This window comes from Streptomyces sp. NPDC056527 (genome assembly GCF_042794475.1).
Taxonomy (GTDB): domain Bacteria; phylum Actinomycetota; class Actinomycetes; order Streptomycetales; family Streptomycetaceae; genus Streptomyces.
On sequence record NZ_JBHTTQ010000048.1, the window covers coordinates 26,568 to 51,225 of the forward strand.

The window sequence follows — 24,658 nt, forward strand, 5'->3', positions numbered from 1 at the left end:
TACCGCAGTAACGACACGAAAGCTCTCACCTATGTCTGAGACCACCGGTGCCTCCTACGCGTCCGCGGGCGTCGACATCGAGGCGGGTGACCGCGCCGTCGAGCTCATGAAGGAATGGGTGAAGAAGACGCAGCGCCCCGAGGTCCTCGGTGGCCTCGGCGGCTTCGCCGGCCTCTTCGACGCCTCCGCCCTCAAGCGCTTCGAGCGTCCGCTGCTCGCCTCCGCCACCGACGGTGTCGGTACGAAGGTCGACATCGCCCGCCAGATGGGCGTGTACGACACCATCGGCCACGACCTGGTCGCGATGGTCATGGACGACATCGTCGTCTGCGGCGCCGAGCCGCTCTTCATGACCGACTACATCTGCGTCGGCAAGGTCCACCCCGAGCGGGTCGCCGCGATCGTCAAGGGCATCGCCGAGGGCTGTGTCCTGGCCGGCTGCGCCCTGATCGGCGGCGAGACCGCCGAGCACCCCGGCCTCCTCGGACCGGACGACTTCGACGTCGCCGGCGCCGGTACGGGCGCGGTGGAGGCGGACCGGCTGCTCGGCCCCGATCGCATCCGTACGGGTGACGCCGTCATCGCGATGGAGTCCTCCGGCCTTCACTCCAACGGGTACTCGCTCGTCCGGCACGTGGTCTTCGACCGCGCCGGCATGACCCTCGACCAGCGTGTCGAGGAGCTCGGCCGGACCCTGGGCGAGGAGCTCCTGGAGCCCACCAAGATCTACTCGCTGGACTGCCTGGCGCTCACCAGGACCACCGAGGTGCACGCCTTCAGCCACATCACCGGTGGTGGCCTGGCCGCCAACCTGGCGCGGGTCGTCCCGGACGGGCTGCACGCCACGGTGGACCGTTCGACCTGGACCCCGGGCGCGATCTTCGACCTGGTCGGCAAGGCCGGACAGGTCGAGCGCCTGGAGCTGGAGAAGACCCTGAACATGGGCGTCGGCATGATGGCCGTCGTGCCGGCCGAGTCCGTGGACGTGGCCCTGGCGACCCTGGAGGACCGGGGCGTCGAGGCGTGGGTCGCGGGTGAGATCACCGAGCGCGGCGACCACGCGACCGGCGCGGAGCTGGTCGGCGACTACGCGGTCTGACGCCTTCCGATCCGGTGGGTGGGCCACAGCGCCCGCCCACCGGATCCGTCGGCCATCCCACGGAGCGTCCCGAGGACGCACAGAAACCCGGTCCGGGTATGTCCGGACCGGGTTCGGTGTTGAAGCAGCGCTGTTTAAGAGGTCAAGCGCGACGCTGGGACGACGCGCCGGGACCGGACTCGTCGTCCTCGTCCTCGTCGTCGTCCGAATTGTAGAGATCCGCGTACTGTGCGTACGGGTCGTCTTCCTCGTCGTCGTCCTCGAACGGCTCGCCATTCGGCGGCTGGTTCGAAGTCGAAGCGCCCAGCTCGTTGGCCAGACGCGACAGGTCAGTCCCGCCGCTGCTGTACTTCAGCTGGCGGGCGACCTTGGTCTGCTTGGCCTTTGCCCGGCCGCGCCCCATGGCTCGACCCCCTCGGTGACGGGGCTCGGCGGCCCCAGAGTCTTGACACGCGTTCATGATTCGGAACGGGCTCTCGACAGAGAGACCGGTCCGTAGGGCTTCAACGGTACCTGCTTCCGTGGCCATACGGTACGCCGCACGCATCACATGACCCGGTACAGAACCATCGAGGTGCCCTGTCCTCGCTGGTCAATCGCGATTTTAACCTCTTCTTGAGGGCCGACCCGCCGACCGGGGTGAGTCATCTCTCGATTGGGGTGAACCTACAAAGTTCACCCCTTGGAGCGCCCCGCGGGCCGGCCCTGTCAAGAATCAGCCGCGGCGAGCCTCGGCCATCCGCTGCTCGGCGATCCGGTCGGCGGCGGCGGCCGGCGGGATGCCGTCCGACTTCGCACGAGCGAAGATCTCGAGCGTGGTGTCGAAGATCTTCGTGGCCTTCGCCTTGCACCGGTCGAAGTCGAAGCCGTGGAGCTCGTCGGCGACCTGGATCACGCCACCGGCGTTGACGACGTAGTCCGGCGCGTAGAGGATCCCGCGGTCCGCGACGTCCTTCTCGACACCGGGGTGGGCCAGCTGGTTGTTGGCCGCGCCGCAGACGATCTTCGCGGTGAGGACCGGCACGGTCTCGTCGTTCAGAGCGCCGCCGAGAGCACACGGCGCGTACACGTCCAGGCCCTCGACGCGGATCAGCGCGTCGGTGTCCGCGACGACCGTGACCTGCGGGAACTTGTCCGTGATCCGCCGCACCGACTCCTCGCGGACATCGGTGATGTACACCTGGGCGCCGTCCTTCAGGAGGTGCTCGACCAGGTAGTGGCCGACCTTGCCGACGCCCGCGACGCCGACCTTGCGGTCGCGCAGCGTGGGGTCGCCCCAGAGGGTCTGCGCGGAGGCGCGCATGCCCTGGAAGACGCCGAAGGCGGTGAGGACCGAGGAGTCGCCGGCGCCGCCGTTCTCGGGGGAGCGGCCGGTGGTCCACTGGTTGGTGCGGGCCACGACGTCCATGTCGGCCACGTACGTGCCGACGTCGCAGGCCGTCACGTAGCGGCCGCCGAGGGAGGCGACCATGCGTCCGTAGGCGAGCAGCAGCTCCTCGGACTTGATCTTCTCGGGGTCGCCGATGATCACGGCCTTGCCGCCGCCGTGGTCGAGGCCGGCCATGGCGTTCTTGTACGACATGCCCCGGGAGAGGTTCAGCGCGTCGGCGACTGCCTCGGCCTCGGAGGCGTACGGGTAGAACCGGGTGCCGCCGAGGGCGGGGCCCAGGGCGGTGGAGTGGAGGGCGATGACGGCCTTGAGGCCGGAGGCGCGGTCCTGGCAGAGCACGACTTGCTCGTGGCCACCCTGCTCCGAATGGAACAGGGTGTGCAGTACGTCAGCAGCAGGAACGCCGGTCACATCGGTCACGGTGGTGACTCCCAAGTACGAAGCGGCGGTTTGGCCGGTCCCTCCGATGGGTGGTGGCGGGACCGGTTCGGCAAGAGAGTAAGTCCTACGCGTGCGTAGATCAGCCGCAGTGCCGAGGATCACCCCCTCCCGGAGTACCTCCGTGGAAGGATCGCGACATGTCGGTCGCCTCTTCGGTCCTCGTTCCGTACGCCTCCTATCTGCGGGTCTACGAGCCGCTGGCGGCCTTTCCGGAGCCGGAGCGGGGGCATTGGGCCCGGTACGCGCAGCGGGCGGACACCCCGACGGCCCAGGACGAACTGCGTCGCTCGCTGGCGGACTTGGTGCCGACGCCGCCGGTTCCGGTGCCGGTCCACGAGAGCGGTGACGCGTTCGTCGCGTCCATCGACGGGGTGGTCGTCGTCTGCCCGTGGCGGACCCGGCTGCGGGGCTGGCTGGCCCTGGAGGAGCTGGGGCAGGCGCGCGAGGCCGAGCCGGGGCGTTCGCTGCCGGGTGTGGTGCTCGACGCGATGCTGCCGCCGGTGGTGCGCGCGCAGGTGACGGCGGACCACGAGCGCTGGCGGGAGCGGAACCCGGACGCGCGTCCGTGGATCCGTACGGCGGTCTGGCAGGTGCCGGTGCGCTGGTTCACCCTCTTCGCGGACGAGGAGCGGGAGTACGTCCCCGGGGGCGAGGGGACGCCGACGGTGTTCCGGTACCGGACGCCGATGGTGCAGGCGCGCCGGCGGCTGGCGCGGGCGCTGCGGGCGCTGCGGGAGTCGATCGACGAGGGTCCGCTGACGGAGGGTCTGGTCGAGGTGGGCCGGTGGCTGGAGGAGTTCCATCCGCGGGCGCTGGTGGAGCTGGACTACGGCGGTCTGGTGCACGCGGTGTCGGCCGAGTGGCTCGCGGCGGACCGCTCGGCGGCGGATGTGGCCGAGGGGATCGCGGCCCTGCGGGACGGCGACGGCGAGAGCGCGAGCGAGGCGTACGGGCGGCTCGCGGAGCGCTGGCGAGAGGTCCGGAACCGCCAGTTCGCCAATTGATCATCGACAGAACACGTCCGGCTGATGTAAATGATCATCTAGCGCCGCGAGTACTTGGCGGGTCCTTGGGGGGACCTTGGTGAGTTCGTGGCGGGACGTAGGTCCCGATCCGGGCCTTTGGCTCAAGCGTGACGGACAGCACTTACCGTGCCCTTGCGTCCATCACCCTCCCTCGTGCCAAAATAGGACAAGGAGTCCGGGGAGGGTTCCTTCCGTCCAAGTATGGGCGGAACGCTCAGCATTGCACTCTATGGGGGGTCTGAGGACTCCTGATCGCTCTGTGACTGATCGTCACAGCGGCGTGACTGTCCGTTATGGCATGGTCCATCGACTTCCGCCGCTGATGAACACCTGCGAGGGCAATTCCATCGGTTTGGCCGACGTGGCTGGACGGATGGTGTAGTTGTAGTGCCGAGGACAAGCCGTTCGTCCTATAACCGACTCGGCCCGCTTCTGCCATTTCGGGCAACGCGGGTCAAGGTGCAGAATTTAGAGGAAAGAACCGAGAAGGTTCGGTTCTCCCGAGGAGGCCGCTCATGACCGCTCGCACCCCTGATGCCGAGCCGCTGCTGACCCCCGCCGAGGTTGCCACGATGTTCCGTGTGGACCCGAAGACGGTGACCCGTTGGGCGAAGGCAGGAAAGCTCACGTCCATCCGCACGCTGGGTGGACACCGCCGCTACCGCGAGGCTGAGGTCCGCGCCCTGCTCGCGGGTATTCCGCAGCAGCGCAGCGAGGCCTGAGGTACGCAACACCCCGCTCGACCGGGCACTTCCGGGTCCCCCAACCTGGATCGCCCACCCAAGCACTGCCGACGGGCGCCTGCCCCAACAGGCTCTTCGTCAACGATCGCGCTGGACTCCGCCGGGTCCAGCGCGATCTTTTTTGTGCCCTCTCGGACCCCTTGAAGTCTGGTGCAATTGCACATATTAAATGGGGCCCGTGTAGGGAGGGTGTAAGTGAACCGGTTTCTGAAACTCGTTCGGTGACTCCCGTCACACTGGCGAACTCTTGCCAACGAACAGCCTCCCACTCCCGGGACGGGCTCCAACCCGCCGTTGGTCATGGGTCGGTGGGACTTTCGTCCTCCGCGCGCTCCAGCTCGATGGCGAGCGCCAGGAGGCGATGGCAGACCGAACACTGCCGGGTGACGTGCCCGTAGCGGGACGCGGCCGCCAGATGGGCACGTAGCAGGGCGCGTATCTCGTGTTTCGACTCACGTGCTGCGGATGCCGCGGCCATGCGCGACCACCTCCTGTGGGCCCCCGATTCCCTGATGTCTGGGGTACCGGCGGCCGGCGGGCGGCGTCAATACATGGGAAGGCAACGAAGAAGGCCCGCACCGATCGGTGCGGGCCTTCCTGGAAGCGATCCTGACGGGACTTGAACCCGCGACCTCCACCTTGACAGGGTGGCGAGCTAACCAACTGCTCCACAGGACCTTGCTCGCAGCCCTGCGTGGGGCTGCGAGGAAGACTGTACAGCAGGTCAGAGGGTGAGGTCGAACCGGCGCAAGGCGACACTCACGGCCGGGGGTCGACGGAGTCGGAATCAGGGTGCGAGGGCGTCGATCGCCTTCACGATCCGCTTGTCCGAGACCGGGTACGCCGTGCCCAGCGCATGGGCGAAATAGCTGACCCGAAGCTCCTCGATCATCCACCGGACGTCGGTGACCTCCTTCGGCACCGGTCGCCCCTGCGGGAGCTGTTCGAGCAGCCAGGCGTACTCGTCCTGCATCTCGTGGACCTTCTCCATACGGGTGGTGTCCCGCTGGACGCCCGTCGGCATCTGCTGCAGCCGTCGGTCCACCGCCACCAGATAGCGCATCAGGTCCGGCAGCCGCCCCAGCCCGGTCTTCGTGACGAAGCCGGCCGGCATCAGCCACGCCAGCTGCTCGCGCACGTCCGCCAGGTTGTTGATGAGGGCCAGGCTGTTCGTGGCCTTCAGGCGCCGCTCACAGGCCTGCCAGGCCGCCAGGATCTGCTGGACCTGGCTCACCGTGCGGACGGTCGTGTCGACGAGGTCGGCGCGGACCTTGTCGTACAGCTTCCGGAAGGACTCCTCGTCCCAGACCGGACCGCCGTGGTCGGCGATCAGCTTGTCGGCGGCCGCGGTCGCGCAGTCGTCGAAGAGCGCCTGGATCGAGCCGTGCGGGTTACGGGACAGGGCGAGCTTCTGCTGGTTGGTCAGCTTGTCCGAGGCGAACTTCGCCGGGTTCACCGGGATGTTCAGCAGGATCAGCTTCCGGGTGCCCCGCCACATCGCCTGCGCCTGCTCGGCCTCCGTGTCGAAGAGCCTTACGGAGACGGTGTCGCCGGCGTCGACGAGCGCCGGGAACGCCTTGACCGGCTGCCCGGCGCGCCGGGTCTCGAAGACCTTCGTGAGCGTGCCGATCGTCCACTCCGTGAGGCCCGTGCGCTCCAGGGACTGGCCGGAGCCGTCCGGGCCCGCGGTGGCCGCCGCGGCGGCCTTGGAGAGGGCCTGGCGGGCCTTGGGGCGCAGCTTCAGCTTCAGCGCCTCCAGGTCCTTGTCCTCCGCGAGCTTGCGGCGCCGCTCGTCGACGATCCGGAAGGTGATCTTCAGATGGTCGGGGATCCGGGACAGGTCGAAGTCGTCCGGCGAGACCGGGACCCCGCCCATCCGGTGCAGCTCGCGGGCGAGCGTCACCGGCAGCGGCTCCTGGCGGGGGACGGCCGAGTCCAGGAAGCGGGTCGCGAAGTTCGGCGCCGGCACGTAGTTGCGGCGGATCGGCTTCGGGAGCGAACGGATCAGCTCCGTGACGACCTCCTCGCGCAGACCCGGGATCTGCCAGTCGAAGCCCTCGTCCGTGACCTGATTGAGGACCTGGAGCGGGACGTGGACGGTCACACCGTCGGCGTCCGCGCCCGGCTCGAACTGGTACGTCACCCGGAACTTCAGCGGCCCCTGCCGCCAGGAGTCCGGATAGTCGTCCTTCGTGACCCCGGCGGCCTTCTCGTTGATGAGCATCTCGCGCTCGAAGTCGAGGAACTCCGGTTCCTCACGGCGCTTGTGCTTCCACCAGGAGTCGAAGTGCGCGCCCGACACGACGTGTTCGGGCACCCGCTTGTCGTAGAAGTCGAAGAGCGTCTCGTCGTCGACGAGGATGTCCCGGCGCCGGGCGCGGTGCTCCAGCTCCTCGACCTCGGTGAGGAGCTTGCGGTTGTCGGCGAAGAACTTGTGGTGCGTGCGCCAGTCGCCCTCGACGAGCGCGTTGCGGATGAAGAGGTCGCGGCTCGCCTCGGGGTCGATCCGGCCGTAGTTCACCTTGCGGTCGGTGACGATCGGCACGCCGTAGAGCGTCACCTTCTCGATCGCCATGACGGCCGCCTGGTCCTTCTCCCAGTGCGGCTCGCTGTACGTCTTCTTGATCAGGTGCTGGGCGAGCGGCTCGATCCACTCCGGCTCGATCTTCGCGTTGACCCGGGCCCACAGGCGCGAGGTCTCCACCAGCTCGGCCGACATGACGAAGCGCGGGGGCTTCTTGAAGAGCGCCGAGCCCGGGAAGACGGCGAACTTGGCGCTGCGGGCGCCCAGGTACTCGTTCTTCGCGCCTTCCTTCACGTCCTTCATGCCGATGTGGCTGAGGAGCCCCGCGAGCAGGGAGGTGTGCACGGACTGCTCCGGCGCGTCCTCCTCGTTGAGGTGGATCCCCATCTGCTTGGCGACCGTACGCAGCTGCGCGTAGATGTCCTGCCACTCGCGGATGCGCAGGAAGTTCAGGTACTCCTGCTTGCACATCCGGCGGAAGGAGCTGGAACCGCGCTCCTTCTGCTGCTCGCGGATGTAGCGCCAGAGGTTGAGGAAGGCGAGGAAGTCGCTGGTCTCGTCCTTGAAGCGGGCGTGCTGCTGGTCGGCCTGGGCCTGCTTCTCCGCGGGGCGCTCGCGGGGGTCCTGGATGGAGAGCGCGGCCGCGATCACCATGACCTCCCGTACGCAGCCGTTCCTGTCGGCCTCCAGGACCATCCGGGCCAGGCGGGGGTCGACCGGGAGCTGGGAGAGCTTGCGGCCCTGCTCGGTCAGCCGCTTCTTCGGATCCTTCTCCGCGGGGTTCAGGGCCCCGAGCTCCTGGAGGAGCTGTACGCCGTCGCGGATGTTGCGGTGGTCCGGCGGGTCGATGAAGGGGAACTTCTCGATCTCGCCGAGGCCGGCCGCGGTCATCTGGAGGATGACGGAGGCCAGGTTCGTCCGGAGGATCTCGGCGTCCGTGAACTCCGGGCGGGTGAGGAAGTCGTCCTCGGAGTAGAGCCGGATGCAGATGCCGTCGGAGGTACGGCCGCAGCGGCCCTTGCGCTGGTTGGCGCTGGCCTGGCTGACCGGCTCGATCGGCAGGCGCTGGACCTTGGTCCGGTGGGAGTAGCGCGAGATGCGGGCGGTGCCCGGATCGATCACGTACTTGATGCCGGGGACGGTCAGCGAGGTCTCGGCCACGTTGGTGGCGAGGACGATCCGGCGGCCGGTGTGCGCCTGGAACACGCGGTGCTGCTCGGCGTGGGAGAGGCGGGCGTAGAGGGGGAGGACCTCGGTGTTCCGGAGCTGCTTCTTGATCAGCGCGTCCGCGGTGTCGCGGATCTCCCGCTCGCCGGAGAGGAAGACGAGGATGTCGCCGGGGCCCTCGGACTGGAGCTCGTCGACGGCGTCGCAGATGGCGGTGATCTGGTCGCGGTCCGATTCCTCGGAGTCCTCCTCCAGGAGGGGCCGGTAGCGGACCTCGACCGGGTACGTCCGACCGCTGACCTCGACGATCGGCGCCTCGCCGAAGTGGCGGGAGAAGCGCTCGGGATCGATGGTCGCGGAGGTGATGACGACCTTGAGGTCGGGGCGCTTGGGCAGCAGCTGGGCCAGATAGCCGAGCAGGAAGTCGATGTTGAGGGACCGCTCGTGGGCCTCGTCGATGATGATCGTGTCGTAGGCGCGCAGCTCGCGGTCGGTCTGGATCTCGGCGAGCAGGATGCCGTCGGTCATCAGCTTCACGAAGGTCGCGTCGGGGTTCACCTGGTCGGTGAAGCGGACCTTCCAGCCGACCGCCTCGCCCAGCGGGGTCTTGAGCTCCTCCGCGACCCGCTCGGCGACCGTGCGGGCGGCGATCCGGCGCGGCTGCGTATGGCCGATCATGCCCCGGACGCCCCGGCCCAGCTCCAGACAGATCTTGGGGATCTGCGTCGTCTTTCCGGAACCCGTCTCACCGGCGACGATCACGACCTGGTGGTCACGTATCGCCTCCAGGATCGCGTCCTTCTTCTGCGAGACCGGGAGCTGCTCGGGGTACGTGACGGCGGGCACGCGGGAGGCCCGCCCGTCGACGCGCTCCTTGGCCTTGCCGGCCTCGGCGGCGATCTCGTCCAGGACGGCCTCACGGGCCTCGGGCTTGCGGATGCGGCGGGCGCCCTCGAGGCGGCGGCCGAGCCGGTGGGCGTCCCGCAGCGAGACCTCGGCCAGGACGGACTGGAGGGCGGCGAAGGAAGTAGACATACGGAATCCAGGATCGCACCCCGGGCCGAGAACGGGCGAACCGATTTCCGCTGGGTCCGGCCCGTAATATTTCGGGCACGTCGAGCCGAGAGGTACCCCCATGTCCCGCACCGTCCGCGCGTTCGCGGCGCTCGCCGCGCTGGTGGGAGTGGTGTTCGGGGTCCTGGCGTGTGGGACGACGACGGCGGTGGCGAGCACCGCGGTGGTCGTGGAGGCGGGGAGCGCGTCGCCGGGCTGCGGCCAGGGTCACACCGCCGACGGCGCCGCCCGGCCGGCCACGCCGCCGCGCCCGAACGGCTTCGGGGAGCTGCTGCCCGCCTTGGCGGGCGAGCGGACGGCCGGTGGCGTCTGGGGCGCGGATGCTGCCCCACGCGACCCGCTGCCGGGTCCCGAGCCGCCGGAGCTCGTACCACCGTCACCCGTGGAGCTGTCGATCCTGCGCGTGTAGAGGGCCGACCGCCGTCGTCGTCCGTCCTCTCCCGTCGTGTTCAGGAGCCTTTCCGCATGTCCAAGTCCAAGCCGATCGTGATCGTCTCCGGGGTGGCCCTCGCCGCCGCGCTCCTCGGAGTCGTCTCTTACACCGCGACCAAGCCCGCGTCCGAGGGCTCCTCCGGTCCGTCGGCCGTCGCCGAGGTCTCCGCCGACCCGGCCGACGGCGTCTACCCCGAGCTGGAGGCGTACGCCCGGCGCGACGCCTCCGACAAGCTAGCCCTGGGGCGGGCCGACGCGCCCGTCGTCCTGATCGAGTACGCCGACTTCAAGTGCGGCTACTGCGGGCAGTTCGCCCGCGACACCGAGCCCGAGCTGATCAAGAAGTACGTCGACGACGGCACCCTGCGCATCGAGTGGCGGAACTTCCCCATCTTCGGCGAGGAGTCGGAGGCGGCGGCCCGGGCGTCGTGGGCGGCGGGGCAGCAGGGCCGGTTCTGGGAGTTCCACAGGGCGGCCTACGCCGAGGGCGCGAAGGAGCAGGGCTTCGGCAAGGAGCGGCTGACCGCGCTCGCCGAGGAGGCCGGGGTCCCCGACCTCGCCCGCTTCGCGAAGGACACGGACGGCGCGGCGGCGAAGGCGGCGGTGAGCAAGGACCAGGAGCAGGGGTACTCGCTGGGCGCGACCTCGACCCCGTCGTTCCTGGTCAACGGGCGGCCGATCGCCGGGGCGCAGCCGATGGAGACCTTCACGGAGGCGATCGACGCGGCCGCGAAGGCGGCGAAGGCGCCGAAGGGGAGCCGATGACCTCCGACATCGGCTATCTGGCCGCGTTCCTCGGTGGTCTCCTCGCCCTGCTGAGCCCGTGCAGCGCCCTGCTGCTCCCGGCCTTCTTCGCGTACTCGATCGACTCGACGAGCCGGCTGGTCGCCCGTACCGGGATCTTCTACGCCGGTCTGGCGACCACGCTCGTCCCGCTCGGGGCGGCCGGCTCGTTCGCCGGGCGGCTCTTCTACGGGCACCGGGATCTGCTCGTGGCGCTCGGCGGCTGGACGATCATCGTGCTCGGCGTGCTCCAGATCCTCGGGATGGGCTTCGCCTCGCGCCGGATCGCGGAGGTCAGCGGCCGGATCCGCCCCACGACGGCCGTCTCGGTCTACGCCCTCGGCCTGGTCTACGGCCTCGCCGGCTTCTGCGCGGGTCCGATCCTCGGCAGCGTCCTGACGGTGGCGGCGCTGAGCGGAAGCCCCGTGTACGGAGGGCTGCTCCTGGCGGTGTACGCGCTGGGCATGGCGGTGCCGCTCTTCCTGCTCGCGCTGCTCTGGGAGCGGTACGAGCTGGGCCGGCGTCGCTGGCTGCGCGGGCGGACGGTCCGCGTCGGCCGCTTCGAGCTGCACACGACCTCGCTGCTGTCGGGGCTCTTCTTCGTGGTGCTCGGCACGCTCTTCCTGGTCTTCGACGGCACGACCGCGCTGCCGGGGCTGCTGTCGGTGGACGACTCGTTCGCCGTGGAGGAGCGGGTGGGGTCGTTGAGCCGTTCGGTGCCGGACTGGGCCCTGCTGGTGGCCGTCGTCGCGGTGGTGGCGGTGGTGCTCGCGGTCCGGGCGTGGCGGGGGCGCCGCCGCGCGGCCTGAGGAGTGGGGGCGCCCGGTCCGCCGACCGGGTGCCCCGCCCGTCCCGCCACGGACACGAAGAAGGCCCCGTTCTCTCGAACGGGGCCTTCTCTTTGTGGCTGGGGCCGGGGTCGAACCGGCGACCTATCGCTTTTCAGGCGATCGCTCGTACCAACTGAGCTACCCAGCCACGAGACTGTTTCCAGCCTCAGCGATCCTGACGGGACTTGAACCCGCGACCTCCACCTTGACAGGGTGGCGAGCTAACCAACTGCTCCACAGGACCTTGCGATGTGCGAGCACCAGTCTCGCACAGGATGTTGCGTGCCCCCAACGGGATTCGAACCCGTGCTACCGCCTTGAAAGGGCGGCGTCCTGGGCCACTAGACGATGAGGGCTAGGGGCTCACCTGCGCGCTTCGCAGCGCGTCGGGGACGTGAGAAGCATATGGGATGGCGGCCGCTATCGCCAAAACGGTTTACTCCGGAGGCAGGACCGCCGCTCCCGTCAGCCCCAGCCCAGCTCGTGGAGCCGCTCGTCGTCGATGCCGAAATGGTGGGCGATCTCGTGCACCACGGTCACCGCGACCTCGTGGACCACGTCCTCCTGGCTCTCGCAGTAGCGCAGGGTGGGGCCCATGTAGATGGAGATGCGGTCCGGCAGGACACCGGCGTACCACTCCCCTCGCTCGGTGAGCGGCGTGCCCTCGTAGAGCCCGAGGAGTTCGGGGTCCGAGGGGTCGGGTTCGTCCTCCACGAACACGGCCACGTTGTCCATGACCCGCGTGAGTTCCGGCGGGATCGTGTCCAGGGCCTGGGCCACCAGCTCTTCGAACGTGTCGCGTGTCATCTCCAGCACACCGCCATTGTCCGTGACGGCCGCCCGGTTGCGGGGCGCATGGCCGAACCGGTTCCGGGGCGTCGCCGGACGAGTGGGGCGGATCCGCGTCGCCCGGCCCGATTCCCCGCCCTCCTCGCTCCTATGCCTCGCGCCGCCGGAACAGTACGTACGCCAGCGTCACCACGGCGGCCGTCCACAGCAGCAGCACCGCGCCCCCCGCCGCCGGGGTGAGGTCCCCGGCCTCGTGGTGGGCCTGCATCAGCTGCAGTCCCGCGCGGTCCGGCAGCAGCCGGGCCAGCGGGCGCAGCCGCGAGGACGCTGCCAGGATGCCGGAGACCAGGAACAGCATGGGCAGAAGGATGCCGAGGGCGCCGATGGAGCGACGGGTCACGAAGGTGACCGCCCCGGCGAGCACGGCGAGCAGCGCGGCGTAGATCCCGGCCCCGGCCACGGCGCGGGCGACGGTGGCCGGCGGCAGGGTGGACAGCTCCGCGCCCAGGGCCTGGGTGGCCGCCAGTACCGAGATCAGCCCGGTGGCCAGCCCCCAGGCCAGCCCGACGAGCCCCAGCACGGCGAGCTTGGAGGCCAGCAGCCTGCCCCGGCGCGGTACCGCGGCGAGTGAGGTGCGGATCATTCCGGTGCCGAACTCCGAGCCGACCGCCAGCACGGCGAGGACGGCCACGGCCAGCTGGCCGAACTGGACCCCGGTGAAGGACAGGCCGATCGGGTCGAAACCCATCCGGTCGTCGGGTGCCGCCCGCCGGAACTCGGAGCCGATCAGCAGGCAGACCAGCACCCCGGTCAGCACGGTGATCGCGCTTCCGCCGAGCAGCAGTGCCGAGTTGGAGCGCACCGAGCGGAGCTTGATCCACTCGGCGGCCATCGCGTCACGCACGGCCAGCCACCTTCTCGCGCTCCCTGTCCACTGCTGCTCCCCGTTCCTCTCGCGTGTCCTTGTGGTGCGGCGAGGCTCGGTACTCCGTGGCCTCGTCGGTCAGTTGGAGGTAGATCTCCTCCAAGCCCGGGCGGATCGGGGTGAGTTCGTGGACACGGAAGCCGTGGACCGCGGCGAGGTCGCCGATACCGCCGGAGGTCAGCCCGGTCACCACGGCCGCCGTGTCGCCGTCGTACGCGACCTGTCCGCCCGCCGTCCGCAGGACCTCGGCGAGTTCCGTCAGGTCGGGCGAGCCCAGACGGACGCCGCTCGTCGCGCGTCCCGTGAGCTCGCCGATGGCTCCGTCGGCGAGCACCCGGCCCCGGCCGATGACCAGGACGTGGTCGGCCGTGGCCGCCATCTCGTTCATCAGGTGGCTGGAGACCAGCACGGTCCGCCCCTGGTCGGCCAGGGCCCGCAGCAGCCCGCGCAGCCAGCGGATGCCCTCCGGGTCGAGTCCGTTCATCGGCTCGTCCAGGATGAGGATCTCGGGGTCGCCGATCAGGGCGGCCGCGATGCCGAGCCGCTGCCGCATGCCCAGCGAGAAGCCGCGCAGCGGCTGCCGGGCCACGGAGGACAGGCCCACGAGCTCCAGCACCTCCACCACGCGGTCGCGAGGCAGCCGGTGGGTCCTGGCGAGCCAGTCGAGATGGCCGCGCGCGCTGCGGGCCGGATGCACCGCCGCCGCGTCGAGCAGCGTCCCTACGGAGCGCAGCGGCGACGCGAGGTCCTGGTAGGGCACCCCGAGCACGGTGGCGCTGCCGGAGTCCGGCCGTCCCGCGCCCGTGATCATGCGCAGGGTGGTCGACTTGCCGGCGCCGTTGGGGCCGAGGAACGCGGTCACCCGCCCCGGAGCGACCTGGAAGGACAGGCCGTTCAGGACCCGCCTCCCCCCGTACGACTTCACCAGATTCCGTACCTCGATCACGCGCCGCCTCCTGTCGGTCGGAGGGTTGCCCGGGGGCTTGGGGCGCCGAGGTCCAGGGTGCGGTCGAGGAGCCCTTCGGCGGGGTCGGTGTGGGAGACGAGGATCATGGTCCGGCCCTCGCGCTTCCAGCGGGCCAGGTCCTTGGACACGGCGGTGACAGCGGCGGAGTCCAGACCGTTGAAGGGCTCGTCGAGGAGCAGGAGGCGGGGCTCGTGCGCGGTGGCGCACACGTAGCCGAGCTTCTTGCGCTGCCCGAGGGAGAGTTCGCCCACGAGGACGTCGTGGTGGCGTGCGAGCCCGAGCGCGTCGGCCCGCTCCAGCAGGAGACGCGGACGTACGCCCCACAACCCGGCCACCAGGCCCAGCTGTTCGCGCGCGGTGAGCTGTTCGTACAGCGGGGGAGGCTCCTGGAGGAAGCCGCGCACCGCTCGCACGGACCGGTGCCGGGGGGAGCGGCCGCAGACCGTGACCTCTCCTGTCGCCGGGGCCCGGAGTCCCGCGAGGACGTTCAGGAGGGTGCTCTTGCCGCAGCCGTTGGGGCCGGCCAGCCGGACGGCTTCCCCTTCCGCGACCCGCGTGGTGAGGCCGCCGAGGATCTCGCTGTCCCCGAGCCGGACCGTCAGGCCGGCGATGTCGATCACTTCAGTTCCCCCGTAGTCCGTGGATTGTGTCGCGCTCGCGCCGTGGCGGGGAGCGTGGGCAGATCGCTGCGGCTCAGCCGGCGCAGCCCCAGCACGTACGCCGCCAGGACGAGCGCGAGCAGGCAGGTGCCGAGCGTGCCGCTGTGCGCCGCCGCGGCGGCGCACAGCGCCAGGCCGCCGGTCACCGGGGCGGTGAGCAGCGCGGCGAGTACGCCCTCGACCACGTCCGCCGCCGGGGCCCGGGTCACCCTGGCCCCCTCGAAGCTCTCGGTGCGCGGGACCGCGTACCAGGTGAGGACCATCGCGCAGCCCACACCGAGCGCCACCACGGGCAGGGCGAGGAGCACCACCGCCCAGTCGCCTCCCCGTACTCCGCAGAGCGCGGCGGCGCCGAGGTAGAACGGCGTGGTCACGGCCAGTACCCCCAGGGCGGAGACGACGGCCTTGGCCGCGGGCCAGGCCCCGGTCGGCAGGGGGGACTGGCGCAGGACGTCCCAGCAGCCGCGCTCCGCCTCGATGCCGCAGACCTGCATCACCTCGCCCGTGGCGATCAGCGAGACCGCCACCAGCAGGCCGGCGAGCGCGGGGACCGGCAGCTGCCAGGGCGGCGCGGGGGCGGCGGCCGCGGCGCTCGCACAGGCCGTTCCGAGCAGCATGCTCAGCCGTTGCAGCCGGGCCGCACCGCCGACCGCCGCGGGGGCACCGCGCCGGAGCCGCGCCCAGGCCAGGCGCAGGCAGATCGCCAGCGGCGACGTGGTGGGCAGGGCGAGCCGGGAGGAGGTGGGCGGCCGGGCCTCGGTGGGGCGGGCGCCCGGTGCGTCGCGGCGGGCGGTGGCACGGACCCGTAGCGTGACGGCCGTCCCCGCGGCCACGACCAGTGCGAGGTATCCGGCGGCCGTCCACGCCAGCCGGCCCGGGGTGTGCATGTCCGTCCACAGCTGGGGACGGCTGTCGGTGAGTACCTGCCCGAGCAGCCGCGCCAGCCGCGACTCGGCCTGGCCGGGTGTCGACCCGAGCGCCCCGAGCAGCGGAGCCGCGAGTCTGCCGAGGAGCCAGCCCGCCACCGCCGCGAGGACCAGCCGGGGCAGATGGGCCACCCGGACCACCCGCACCATGAACGCGCTGACCAGCAACGCCCGCAGGGCAGCGGCGGCCGCGACCGCGCCGCACAGGTTGACCAGCAGCGCGGGCAGCAGCTCCCGGCCCGGGTCGGTGGCCGCGAGCCAGGGCACCGCGACCGCGCCGGCGGCGAGCAGCACCGCGAGCCCGATCCCGGCCGCGGGCAGCACCAGGCGCGCGGTGAACAGCTGCCCCCGGTCGACCGGCAGCGTCCGCAGCACCGACTCGTCCGGAGGCAGTACCAGGGAGCGCCCCAACGCCGGTTCGGCGCTGAGAAGTTGATGGAGGACCCAGAGCGCGGCGGGGATCCAGGTCCAGGCCGCCAGATCGTCGGCGGTCGCGGACCGTGCCGGCGCGAGGGCTCCGAGCGTGCGCCCCAGCAGGAACAGGGCCCCGAAGCCGGCCGCGGCGCCCGCGCCCAGGACGAGCCCGGCGATACGGCGGCGGCTGCGCCCGGCGGCCCCGGGGCCCGCCGTCAGGTTGAGGCGCCTGCGCAGGTCGGCCAGGCAGAGCACGAAGACGGTACGGCTCCAGGGCCGTATCCCCACCCGTATCCCCGTCGGCGCCCCCATGGCGTCGGGACGGGGCTCAGGCTTCATCGGGCTGGGGCTCCGTCCGGCGTCGTCCGCTTCCGGCGTACCGCTCGGCGGGACAGAGCAGCACAGCGGGGATGAGGAGCGCCAGGAACACGCCGGCGAGCGCGTGCAGCCCCGAGGCCGCCGGGAGGTTCAGCGCGAGGAACCCCAGCGGCGCCCACCACACCACCCCGCCGACGATGAGCAGCAGGCTCCCGGATCGCGCGACCGCCACCAGCAGGCCGACCACGACGAGGACGATCCCGGTGATCAGCCACACGATGCTCAGGAGCTGGACGATGTCCATCACGTCGCCGGGGTCGCCGGAGAGGTCGGTGGAGGTCTCCACCGCGTGGCGGGTCTCCTCGACGGTCGCGCGGAAGCGGACGACGTACGCGAGGGCGCAGACCCCGGCCGCCGTGGCCGCCGAGCCGCCCGCGATACGGAAGCCCGGATGGGCCAGCCCTTCCGTGATCGCGGTCCAGCAGCGCAGGGCGAATTCGATGAGCTTCCGGTTTCCCAGGATGCTGAAGACAAAGCGGTGGATCACGGCTCTCCGGCGGTGCGGGCGGGTCGGGACGGTTCGAGTGGTCGGGTTCTCGCGGTCGCGTTCTTGCGGTCGGTTAGACGGATCGTCGGCCCGGCAGGTTCAGCCGCGGCTCACGAGGGCAGCGCCAGCAGGCTTCCCACGTACAGTCCCGTGACCGCGCATGCCACCGCGCAGGCACGCGGCCAGGGCGCGCGCCCCGCGGCCCGGGCGGCCCACAGCAGCGCGCCGAAGAGCAGCGGCAGGGCCCAGTCGATCCGGGTCAGCGACGGCACGGCCTGGGCCGCCTCTCCGCCCAGCAGGGGCGCGAGCAGGGTCCAGCCGACCAGTTTCACGAGGACGAAGAGTGCCCAGGCGAGGGTGAACGTCCTCCGCTGCGCGGTGAACTCCTCCGAGGGAGCGGCCCACTTCATCCCCAGCGCGCCCAGGACGCCGAAGAGAACCGCGAGCACTCCGACCGTGGCGATGTTGGCCAGGGTCGCGGTGGACCAGCCGACGGCCGCACCGATCCCCAGCGCCCCCTCGGGAGCGTCGGGCAGCCGCGTCTCGACCTGGGCGCGTATCTCGGCATGCAGCGGCCAGCTGAACAGAGCGGTGGCGAACAGCAGCACGATGATGCCGAGCGCATGCCCGCGCCGGGTCCGCAGCCGCGCCCAGAGGCCGTCGGACGGGTCGCGGGGACCGGGCTGCCCAGCCTCCACCGCACTCCGCTCCGCGGCCTCCGCCGGTTCTGCCGGAAGGACCGGAAGCCCGCTCGTGCGCGGCGCCCGGTCTACGTACTCACCCATGTCTCCACTCCCGCAGCTGCTACAAGACCCAACAGGGACACTCCCCACAGACGGCTGGCGTCGACGAACTGCAGCCACCAGCCGGCCCGGTCGAGCCGTCGCCGCCCGATCCCGGAGCGCACCCAGGCGACCAGCGGTACGAGACCCGCGCCCGCGGCGACCGCGATCGACGCCAGTTCGAGCGGCATGTGCGGGAGCAGATGGCGGGCAAACCCGTCGCCGCCCAGCAGCGGCAGGGCCTGGCCCCAGCTGTATCCGGCGAGCGCCCCGCTGACGATGGCGGCCGGCAGGGTCGCCAGACCCGCGGTGACCACGCCCAGGAACAGCGCGGCGGAGACGCTGACGTTCGTCCCCAGGATCTCCAGGAAGAGAGTCCCGCTGGGTTCTCTTCGAATACGTGTCATGTCCGTCGGGTCTGTGGGGGAATTGGCCCACCCGACGGCGAAAGCGGCGAACCAGAGCAGTGCGCCGCAGAGAAGGCTCGGCCATTGACGGCGGAAGAGCCCGGCCTTCCTCTCGGTCATGTTCTCGGTCATGTTCTCCGCCTGTTCTGCCCGGACTCGCCGGGACTCCGCGAGTGGCGGAGTCCCGGCGAGCCGTTCATCAAAATGCCGTACGTCAGGCGATGAAGGCCTTGCGGCCGCCCTTCTTGATGGCCTGCTTCGCGGCGAAGATGAGAACGCCGCCGATGGCCAGACCACCGGAGACGAGACCGATGGCCGAAGCGACGTCCATGCCCGCCATGATCGACTGGTAGGCGACCGACGCGGAGTCGCTGCTCATCTTGAAGGTGCTCTTGAGGAAGAGCGGGGCGGCCACCGCGGCCACCATGAAGGCGCCGAGGACGGCGGAGGAGACTGCGGCCGCCGGCAGGGCGCGGCGGACGAACGAGCGGTTCATTACTCGGTACTTCCCTTCCCATACGAGAGCCACGGCATTCGCTGCCGAGGCACTTCTCGATCTTGGCCTTGGAAGGGGATGCCCGCCATTGCCTCAAAGGGCATGACCCTCAGGGGCATTGCCTCATGAGGCAATGGATTCCGGGGCACCGAGTGAGGGATGATCGCAACTGTTCAGGCGATCCTGGTGGTGAAGCGAAACCAGAGTCGCTTCGATCCGTGAGCTCAACTCCAATTTCCGTACGACGCTGGTGATATGGGCTTTGACCGTGCGCTCGGCTATGCCGAATCTTCGCGCGAGTACCCGGTTCGTCTCTCCGTGCGCCAGAGCGTGCAGTACTTCACGTTCCCGCGCGGTGAGACGCTCCAGATCGGTTACGTCGACCGTGGTCGGAAAGGTCTGACGTGCTTGCCCACGATGCCCTCCGGAAGTCGGCATGGTGTGCCCCCATTGTGTTCACTTGCATTCCCCGTATACCTCCCGGCGGTCAGACCGGAAGGCATTCTCTTCGATGGATCATGGCATCTCGCTCAGCGGGTGAACATCCGCCCTTGGACCGGTTCTCACCGGGGGGTCGGCCGGCGGGGGTTCCCCGAACCGGCGGGTCCGGGCAGCGTCCGGTGGGTGGTGCCGGGCCAGGGCAGCTCCGCCCGGACCTCGAAGCCGCCGTCCGCCGTCGGGCGGCTGAGCAGGGTGCCGCCGAGTACGGCCGTCCGCTCGGCCAGGCCGACCAGGCCGTAGCCGGAGACGGGCGGCCGGGCGCCGGTCCGCGGCGCGGGGACACGCACGGGCGGTGGGCCGTTGACCACCTCGACCACCAGGACACCGGCGGCCGGCTCGGCCGTGACGCTGACCCGGACCGTGCTGCCGGGCGCGTGCTTGGACGCATTGGTCAGGGATTCCTGGACGATCCGGAAGGCCGCCCGGCCGGTCTCGGCCGCCGCAGCCCCCACGGGCTCGGGCGGCTCCCCGTCGAGGACGGCGATCCCGCTGTCGGCGACGAGTGCGGGCAGCTCGGCGAGGCCGGGCGGGCCGTCCCGGGAATCCGGGACGCGCAGTGCGCCCAGCATGTCGCGCAGCTCCTCCAGGGTCCTGGTGCTGAGCGCCCCGATCCGCTCGCCGCTGCCGCGGGCCTCGGCGTCGGCGGCGGTGAGCTGGAGCGCCCCGGCCTCCACGGCGATCAGGCTCACCTGGTGGGACACCACGTCGTGGATCTCGCGGGCGAGCCGGGCCCGTTCGGCGACGACGGCCCGCTCGGCCGCCACGGCACGCTCCCGCTCCCGGCTCGCGACCAGCTCGGCGAGGTGCGTGGCGAGTTCACGCCGGGTACGGGCGAGCCGGCCGAGCGCCGTCGGTCCCGCGCAGAACAGGGCGTGACCGAGAAGGGCGTCGGCCCATTCGTCCATCGGAAAGTCGTCCTCCGCCCATTCGTCGACGGCCCACTCCTCCCTGGCCGGGCCCGCTTCCTCGGCTTCCTCGACCTGGACGAACGGCGCGAGGAACAACAGGGCGGCGCAGCCGTAGACCACGCGCCTCCGGGGCAGCAGGGAGGCCGCGGTGCCGAGGGCGATCATCGGCGCCAGCCACAGATAGCCGTGGACGGCGGCGGGCAGGGTCGTGAGGACCACGGCGAGCGGCCACCGCCGCCGTACCGCCAGCGAAGCCACCGCCAGGGAGTACACGCCGACCGCCGCCGGGCCGATGCGGCCCAGTACCGTCCCCAGCTCCGCGGCGGCGACGGCGACGAACGTGGCATCCACCGCCCACGTCGGCGGACGCCACCTCATCGCGGCTCCCCGCCGCCCCTGCCTGCCGGGCGGGTGTGGGCGAGGACCGCCGCCTGGATGCGGTTGGCCGCGCCGAGCTTGCCCAGGACGGAGCTCACGTGGTCCTTGATCGTGGCCACGCTCAGGGTGAGCCGCCCGGCGATCTCGCCGTTCGTCAGTCCCGCGGACAGCAGGGAGAGCACCTCCCGCTCCCGGTCGGTCAGCGGGGCGTCGGCCAGGCTGGACAGCGGCGCCCCGGCGAACGCGGCATCGGAGGCGGGCGCCCTGGCCATCGATCGCGCCACACGCGAGGAGAGGGCACTGCCCCCGGCCGCGAGGAGACGGACTCCCGGGATCAACTCCCGGACCGCAGCATCCTTGAGGAAGAACCCGGCGGCCCCCGCGGCCAGCGCACGGGAGACGTTCTCGTTGGTCCCGAACCCGGTCAGCATGGCCACCACGGGCGGTTCGTCCAGCGCCCGCAGCGCCTTGAGCACGTCGATCCCGTCGATGTCGCCCATGTGGATGTCGACCAACGCGATACCGGGCCGGTGCCGTACGGCCAGTTCCACCGCCTCGTCCCCGCCGCACACCACGGGCACGGTGATGTCCCCGGCGCTCTCCAGGATGCGCTGCAGGCCGTGGCGCAGCAGCTTGTCGTCGTCGACGACCATGACGCTGAGGGGATGCATGAACCCCTCCTCCCCCGTTGCCCAGCGCGGCTGAAGGCTGAGGGCTGAGGGCCAGCCCGGCTGTTCGGTCGCACTCTGGGATCCGACACTTCGATGGCAAGCGGCGCCGCCGACCTGTGAAAGTGCGAATTTCGACGCCGCATCCGCCCCAGGAGACAGGTCACCGTTACAGGGAGTGAGGATACAGGGGGGTTTGGGCGGGCCCTGTGGAGGCTTTGTGGCGACTCCATGGCGGCCGGGGCGGTGGCGGAGGGGTCCGTGGTGCCGGGGCGCGCCCGGGCGTGTCCCTTGTGGTGTCGGGGGAGTTGGGCAGGACGCTACGTTCCCCGCTCTGCACGATATGTCCTGGAGGTGCCCTCCGTGCGCCCTTTGCCCACCCGCGTGAGATGGGCCGCGACCGCGTTGGCGGTCGCCGCCTGTGCCGGTATGAGCGGCTGTATGAGTGTGAGTGACGAGGGTGCGAAGCCGGCGCCCAGCAAGTCCGCGGGGAAGCAGGGCGTGGCGGCCGAGTCGGACGGCGGGGTCGGGATGTCGGGCCGGCACGGCGGGGCCGGGGGCCGAGGGAAGAGCGGGCCGGACGCGGACGGGGCCGGTTCGGCCTCGCCGGTGCCGAGCGGATCCGCGTCGCCCTCAGGCAAGCCGGCACCGGACTCGCCGGTGGGCCCGGGGAGCGGGCCGAAGCCCGGCCAGGAGCCCGGTGGGGCGGGTGGGGCCGGTGGACCCAGCGCGCCGGGTGGCGAGGTCACGCCACCGCCGGTCGATCCGCCGGAGCCGACGCCCACGCCGACCCCGGAGCCGGAGCCCGAGCCGACCCCGAGCGCGGAGCCCACCACGCAGCCGACCGACGCACCCACCTCGACGCCGGGCGCGGACACCCACATGGGTGCCATGAAGGCGGCGGACGGGCCGGGCGCGTCGGTGGAGCCGGAGGCATCGCCGCAGGTCGGACCGGTGTGACGGAGTCCGGTTTGCCATAGGTGGGGGAGGGTGCGTATGGTGGTAGATCGTTTGATCCCATTGCCCGGCGCCGACACAGAAGAGCGCCGCGTGGCGCGTACTCTCCCTAGCCGTGGCTGGACCGCATTGAGGCGGTCGATTTGCGATTTTCACGGAGTTGACGGGCGCGTGCCGAGACTCCGGAAGGTTTCGCATTTCGCATGTCCATTTTCAGTTCTGACCACGCCGTCATGCCCGAGAACGACGAGATCGTCGAGGCCGTAGAGGCCACCGAGATCGTCGAGACCGAGGCTTCCGACGTCACCGAGGCCGAGTCCTCCGAGCCCACCGTCACCTTCGCCGACCTGGGCCTGCCCGAGGGCGTCGTGCGCAAGCTCGCGCAGAACGGCGTGACCACCCCCTTCCCGATCCAGGCGGCGACCATCCCGGACGCCCTGGCCGGCAAGGACATCCTCGGCCGCGGCCGCACCGGCTCCGGCAAGACCCTCTCCTTCGGTCTGCCGACCCTGGCCCAGCTGGCCGGCGGCCACACCGAGAAGAAGAAGCCCCGCGCGGTCATCCTCACCCCGACCCGTGAGCTCGCGATGCAGGTCGCGGACGCCCTCCAGCCGTACGGCGACGTGCTCGGCCTGAAGATCAAGGTCGTCTGCGGCGGTACGTCCATGGGCAACCAGATCTACGCCCTGGAGCGCGGCGTCGACATCCTCGTCGCCACCCCGGGCCGACTGCGCGACATCATCAACCGTGGCGCCTGCTCCCTGGAGAACGTCCAGGTCGCCGTCCTCGACGAGGCCGACCAGATGTCCGACCTGGGCTTCCTGCCCGAGGTCACCGAGCTGCTGGACCAGGTCCCCGAGGGCGGCCAGCGCATGCTCTTCTCCGCCACCATGGAGAACGAGATCGGCACGCTGGTCAAGCGCTACCTGAACAACCCGGTCAGCCACGAGGTCGACAGCGCCCAGGGCAACGTCACCACGATGACCCACCACGTCCTCGTCGTGAAGCCGAAGGACAAGGCGCCGGTCACGGCCGCCATCGCCGCCCGCAAGGGCCGCACGATCATCTTCGTCCGCACCCAGCTGGGCGCCGACCGCATCGCCGAGCAGCTCGTCGAGGCCGGCGTGAAGGCCGACGCGCTGCACGGCGGCATGACGCAGGGTGCCCGTACCCGCGTCCTCGCCGACTTCAAGGACGGCTACGTCAACGCGCTGGTCGCCACCGACGTCGCCGCCCGCGGTATCCACGTCGACGGCATCGACCTGGTCCTGAACGTGGACCCGGCCGGTGACCACAAGGACTACCTGCACCGCTCGGGTCGTACCGCCCGTGCCGGCCGTTCGGGCGTCGTGGTCTCCCTGGCTCTGCCGCACCAGCGCCGTCAGATCTTCCGTCTGATGGAGGACGCGGGCGTCGACGCCTCGCGTCACATCGTGGGCGGCGCCGGCGCGTTCGACCCGGAGGTCGCCGAGATCACCGGTGCGCGTTCGCTCACCGAGGTCCAGGCCGACTCCGCGAACAACGCCGCCAAGCAGGCCGAGCGTGAGGTCGCCGACCTCACCAAGCAGCTGGAGCGTCTGACCCGTCGCGCCGCCGAGCTCCGCGAGGAGGCCGACCGTCTGGTCGCCCGTTCCGCGCGCGAGCGGGGCGAGGACCCGGAGGCCGCTGTCGCCGAGGTGACGGAGGCCGCCGAGGCCGAGGTCGCCGCGGCCGTGGTCGCGTCCGAGCCGGTCCAGGAGCGCCGCGAGGAGCAGCGCCCGGCGTTCCGCGACGAGCGGGGCAACTACGAGCGCCGTGACCGCGGTGGCGACCGTGGCGGCTTCCGCCGCGACGACCGCCGTGACGACCGTGGCGGTGACCGTGGTGGCTTCCGTCGCGACGACAACCGTGGTGGCGGCTTCCGCCGTGACGACCGTCCGTCGGGTGGTTTCCGTCGTGACAACGACCGTCCGTCCGGTGGCTTCCGCCGTGACGACCGTCCGTCGGGTGGCTTCAACCGCGACGACCGTGGCGGCCGTTCCTTCAACCGTGACGACCGTCCGTCCGGTGGCTTCCGCCGCGACAACGAGCGTCGTGACAACGACCGTCCGTCCGGTGGCTTCCGCCGCGACGACCGCCCCTCGGGTGGCTTCAACCGCGACGACCGTGGCGGCTTCCGTCGCGACGACCGTCGTGACAACGACCGTCCGTCGGGTGGTGGCTTCCGTCGCGACGACCGTCCGACCGGCGGCCACCGAGGCAGTGACCGTCCGTTCAACCGCGACCGTCGCGACGACCGCCCCGCGGGCGGCTTCCGCGCCGGTGGCGGCGACCGCCCGTACGGCCGTCGTGACGACCACCGCGGCGGCGACCACCGCGGCACCGGCTCGACCGGTGGCTCCTTCGGCCGCCGCGACGACAAGCCGCGCTGGAAGCGCAACGGCTGACGCTGTGTGACCTGAAGAGAAGGGCCCGTACGACACCTGGGTGTGGGACGGGGCCGGAGCGCGTGTAAGGGCGAGGATTTTG

General features: G+C 71.0%; 24 protein-coding genes and 4 tRNA genes. 8 read left to right on the top strand and 20 right to left on the bottom strand.

Going from position 1 to position 24,658, the window contains the following annotated elements:
* The first annotated feature begins 31 nt into the window (after positions 1–31).
* Positions 32–1,099, top strand: coding sequence for a phosphoribosylformylglycinamidine cyclo-ligase (gene purM, locus ACFQ7Q_RS22520; RefSeq protein ID WP_383558053.1), 1,068 nt, complete (start codon positions 32–34; stop codon positions 1,097–1,099).
* 142 nt (positions 1,100–1,241) lie between these two features.
* Here the strand turns inward: purM and ACFQ7Q_RS22525 are convergent, their stop codons facing one another.
* Positions 1,242–1,502 (bottom strand): DUF3073 domain-containing protein, encoded by a 261-nt coding sequence (locus ACFQ7Q_RS22525; protein WP_383558054.1) that lies wholly within the window; start codon positions 1,500–1,502, stop codon positions 1,242–1,244.
* A 312-nt stretch (positions 1,503–1,814) separates the two neighbouring features.
* On the bottom strand, positions 1,815–2,909 hold the full coding sequence (locus tag ACFQ7Q_RS22530; RefSeq protein ID WP_383558057.1) for a Leu/Phe/Val dehydrogenase: 1,095 nt from the start codon (positions 2,907–2,909) through the stop codon (positions 1,815–1,817).
* Between the two features lie 158 nt (positions 2,910–3,067).
* Between ACFQ7Q_RS22530 and ACFQ7Q_RS22535 the strand changes: the two genes are divergently transcribed.
* Positions 3,068–3,934, top strand: coding sequence for a hypothetical protein (locus ACFQ7Q_RS22535; RefSeq protein WP_383558059.1), 867 nt, complete (start codon positions 3,068–3,070; stop codon positions 3,932–3,934).
* Positions 3,935–4,470: 536 nt separating this feature from the next.
* Positions 4,471–4,677: a developmental transcriptional regulator BldC gene (gene bldC / locus ACFQ7Q_RS22540; RefSeq protein WP_003949541.1), complete on the top strand. Its 207-nt coding sequence runs from the start codon at positions 4,471–4,473 to the stop codon at positions 4,675–4,677.
* 319 nt (positions 4,678–4,996) lie between these two features.
* On the opposite strand, the gene ACFQ7Q_RS22545 is transcribed toward bldC, so the two are convergent.
* The 3 genes from ACFQ7Q_RS22545 to hrpA form a co-directional block, all read right to left on the bottom strand.
* Positions 4,997–5,176: a DUF6274 family protein gene (locus ACFQ7Q_RS22545; RefSeq protein WP_383558062.1), complete on the bottom strand. Its 180-nt coding sequence runs from the start codon at positions 5,174–5,176 to the stop codon at positions 4,997–4,999.
* Between the two features lie 126 nt (positions 5,177–5,302).
* Positions 5,303–5,376: transfer RNA gene (locus ACFQ7Q_RS22550), tRNA-Asp, on the bottom strand.
* A gap of 109 nt (positions 5,377–5,485) precedes the next feature.
* Positions 5,486–9,424: an ATP-dependent RNA helicase HrpA gene (gene hrpA, locus ACFQ7Q_RS22555; RefSeq protein ID WP_383558066.1), complete on the bottom strand. Its 3,939-nt coding sequence runs from the start codon at positions 9,422–9,424 to the stop codon at positions 5,486–5,488.
* Positions 9,425–9,524: 100 nt separating this feature from the next.
* Between hrpA and ACFQ7Q_RS22560 the strand changes: the two genes are divergently transcribed.
* From ACFQ7Q_RS22560 to ACFQ7Q_RS22570, 3 genes are read left to right on the top strand one after another with little or no spacing between them, the layout of a single operon-like run.
* Positions 9,525–9,872, top strand: a complete 348-nt coding sequence (locus ACFQ7Q_RS22560) for a hypothetical protein (RefSeq protein ID WP_383558069.1) — start codon at positions 9,525–9,527, stop codon at positions 9,870–9,872.
* 56 nt (positions 9,873–9,928) lie between these two features.
* Positions 9,929–10,660: a DsbA family protein gene (locus ACFQ7Q_RS22565; RefSeq protein ID WP_383558072.1), complete on the top strand. Its 732-nt coding sequence runs from the start codon at positions 9,929–9,931 to the stop codon at positions 10,658–10,660.
* Positions 10,657–11,487 (top strand): cytochrome c biogenesis CcdA family protein, encoded by an 831-nt coding sequence (locus tag ACFQ7Q_RS22570; protein WP_383558075.1) that lies wholly within the window; start codon positions 10,657–10,659, stop codon positions 11,485–11,487. The genes ACFQ7Q_RS22565 and ACFQ7Q_RS22570 overlap by 4 nt, the downstream gene beginning before the upstream one ends.
* Before the next feature lie 95 nt (positions 11,488–11,582).
* Here ACFQ7Q_RS22570 and ACFQ7Q_RS22575 read toward each other — a convergent pair.
* From ACFQ7Q_RS22575 to ACFQ7Q_RS22645, 15 genes are all read right to left on the bottom strand, one after another.
* A tRNA-Phe gene (locus ACFQ7Q_RS22575) sits at positions 11,583–11,656 on the bottom strand.
* A gap of 22 nt (positions 11,657–11,678) precedes the next feature.
* Positions 11,679–11,752, bottom strand: a tRNA-Asp gene (locus ACFQ7Q_RS22580).
* Between the two features lie 39 nt (positions 11,753–11,791).
* Positions 11,792–11,864 (bottom strand) — tRNA-Glu (locus ACFQ7Q_RS22585).
* 109 nt (positions 11,865–11,973) lie between these two features.
* Entirely contained in the window at positions 11,974–12,324 is a 351-nt protein-coding gene (locus ACFQ7Q_RS22590) for a metallopeptidase family protein (RefSeq protein WP_383558077.1), read from the bottom strand.
* A 121-nt stretch (positions 12,325–12,445) separates the two neighbouring features.
* On the bottom strand, positions 12,446–13,201 hold the full coding sequence (locus ACFQ7Q_RS22595; protein WP_383558080.1) for an ABC transporter permease: 756 nt from the start codon (positions 13,199–13,201) through the stop codon (positions 12,446–12,448).
* Entirely contained in the window at positions 13,194–14,168 is a 975-nt protein-coding gene (locus tag ACFQ7Q_RS22600) for an ABC transporter ATP-binding protein (protein ID WP_383558082.1), read from the bottom strand. Before ACFQ7Q_RS22600 ends, ACFQ7Q_RS22595 begins: the two co-directional genes overlap by 8 nt.
* Positions 14,165–14,809: an ATP-binding cassette domain-containing protein gene (locus ACFQ7Q_RS22605; protein ID WP_383558085.1), complete on the bottom strand. Its 645-nt coding sequence runs from the start codon at positions 14,807–14,809 to the stop codon at positions 14,165–14,167. Before ACFQ7Q_RS22605 ends, ACFQ7Q_RS22600 begins: the two co-directional genes overlap by 4 nt.
* Positions 14,806–16,527, bottom strand: coding sequence for a hypothetical protein (locus ACFQ7Q_RS22610; RefSeq protein ID WP_383558088.1), 1,722 nt, complete (start codon positions 16,525–16,527; stop codon positions 14,806–14,808). The genes ACFQ7Q_RS22605 and ACFQ7Q_RS22610 overlap by 4 nt, the downstream gene beginning before the upstream one ends.
* The gene (locus ACFQ7Q_RS22615) at positions 16,517–17,053 is read right to left on the bottom strand and encodes a hypothetical protein (protein WP_383558091.1); all 537 of its coding nucleotides are present in this window, start codon (positions 17,051–17,053) and stop codon (positions 16,517–16,519) included. The genes ACFQ7Q_RS22610 and ACFQ7Q_RS22615 overlap by 11 nt, the downstream gene beginning before the upstream one ends.
* 110 nt (positions 17,054–17,163) lie before the next feature.
* A complete protein-coding gene (locus tag ACFQ7Q_RS22620) occupies positions 17,164–17,838 on the bottom strand; it encodes a hypothetical protein (protein WP_383558094.1) in 675 nt (224 codons plus the stop codon).
* A complete protein-coding gene (locus ACFQ7Q_RS22625) occupies positions 17,823–18,374 on the bottom strand; it encodes a stage II sporulation protein M (RefSeq protein ID WP_383558097.1) in 552 nt (183 codons plus the stop codon). Before ACFQ7Q_RS22625 ends, ACFQ7Q_RS22620 begins: the two co-directional genes overlap by 16 nt.
* Positions 18,375–18,456: 82 nt before the next feature.
* Entirely contained in the window at positions 18,457–18,738 is a 282-nt protein-coding gene (locus ACFQ7Q_RS22630; protein ID WP_383558100.1) for a hypothetical protein, read from the bottom strand.
* Between the two features lie 123 nt (positions 18,739–18,861).
* Positions 18,862–19,176 (bottom strand): response regulator transcription factor, encoded by a 315-nt coding sequence (locus ACFQ7Q_RS22635; protein WP_383558102.1) that lies wholly within the window; start codon positions 19,174–19,176, stop codon positions 18,862–18,864.
* A 125-nt stretch (positions 19,177–19,301) separates the two neighbouring features.
* Positions 19,302–20,525, bottom strand: a complete 1,224-nt coding sequence (locus ACFQ7Q_RS22640) for a sensor histidine kinase (RefSeq protein ID WP_383558104.1) — start codon at positions 20,523–20,525, stop codon at positions 19,302–19,304.
* Positions 20,522–21,196, bottom strand: a complete 675-nt coding sequence (locus tag ACFQ7Q_RS22645) for a response regulator (RefSeq protein ID WP_383558107.1) — start codon at positions 21,194–21,196, stop codon at positions 20,522–20,524. Before ACFQ7Q_RS22645 ends, ACFQ7Q_RS22640 begins: the two co-directional genes overlap by 4 nt.
* Positions 21,197–21,634: 438 nt before the next feature.
* On the opposite strand from ACFQ7Q_RS22645, the gene ACFQ7Q_RS22650 reads away from it, so the two are divergent.
* Together ACFQ7Q_RS22650 and ACFQ7Q_RS22655 are read left to right on the top strand one after the other, a co-directional pair.
* A complete protein-coding gene (locus ACFQ7Q_RS22650; protein ID WP_383558110.1) occupies positions 21,635–22,153 on the top strand; it encodes a hypothetical protein in 519 nt (172 codons plus the stop codon).
* 200 nt (positions 22,154–22,353) lie between these two features.
* Positions 22,354–24,576, top strand: a complete 2,223-nt coding sequence (locus ACFQ7Q_RS22655) for a DEAD/DEAH box helicase (RefSeq protein ID WP_383558113.1) — start codon at positions 22,354–22,356, stop codon at positions 24,574–24,576.
* The last annotated feature ends 82 nt before the right edge of the window (positions 24,577–24,658 follow it).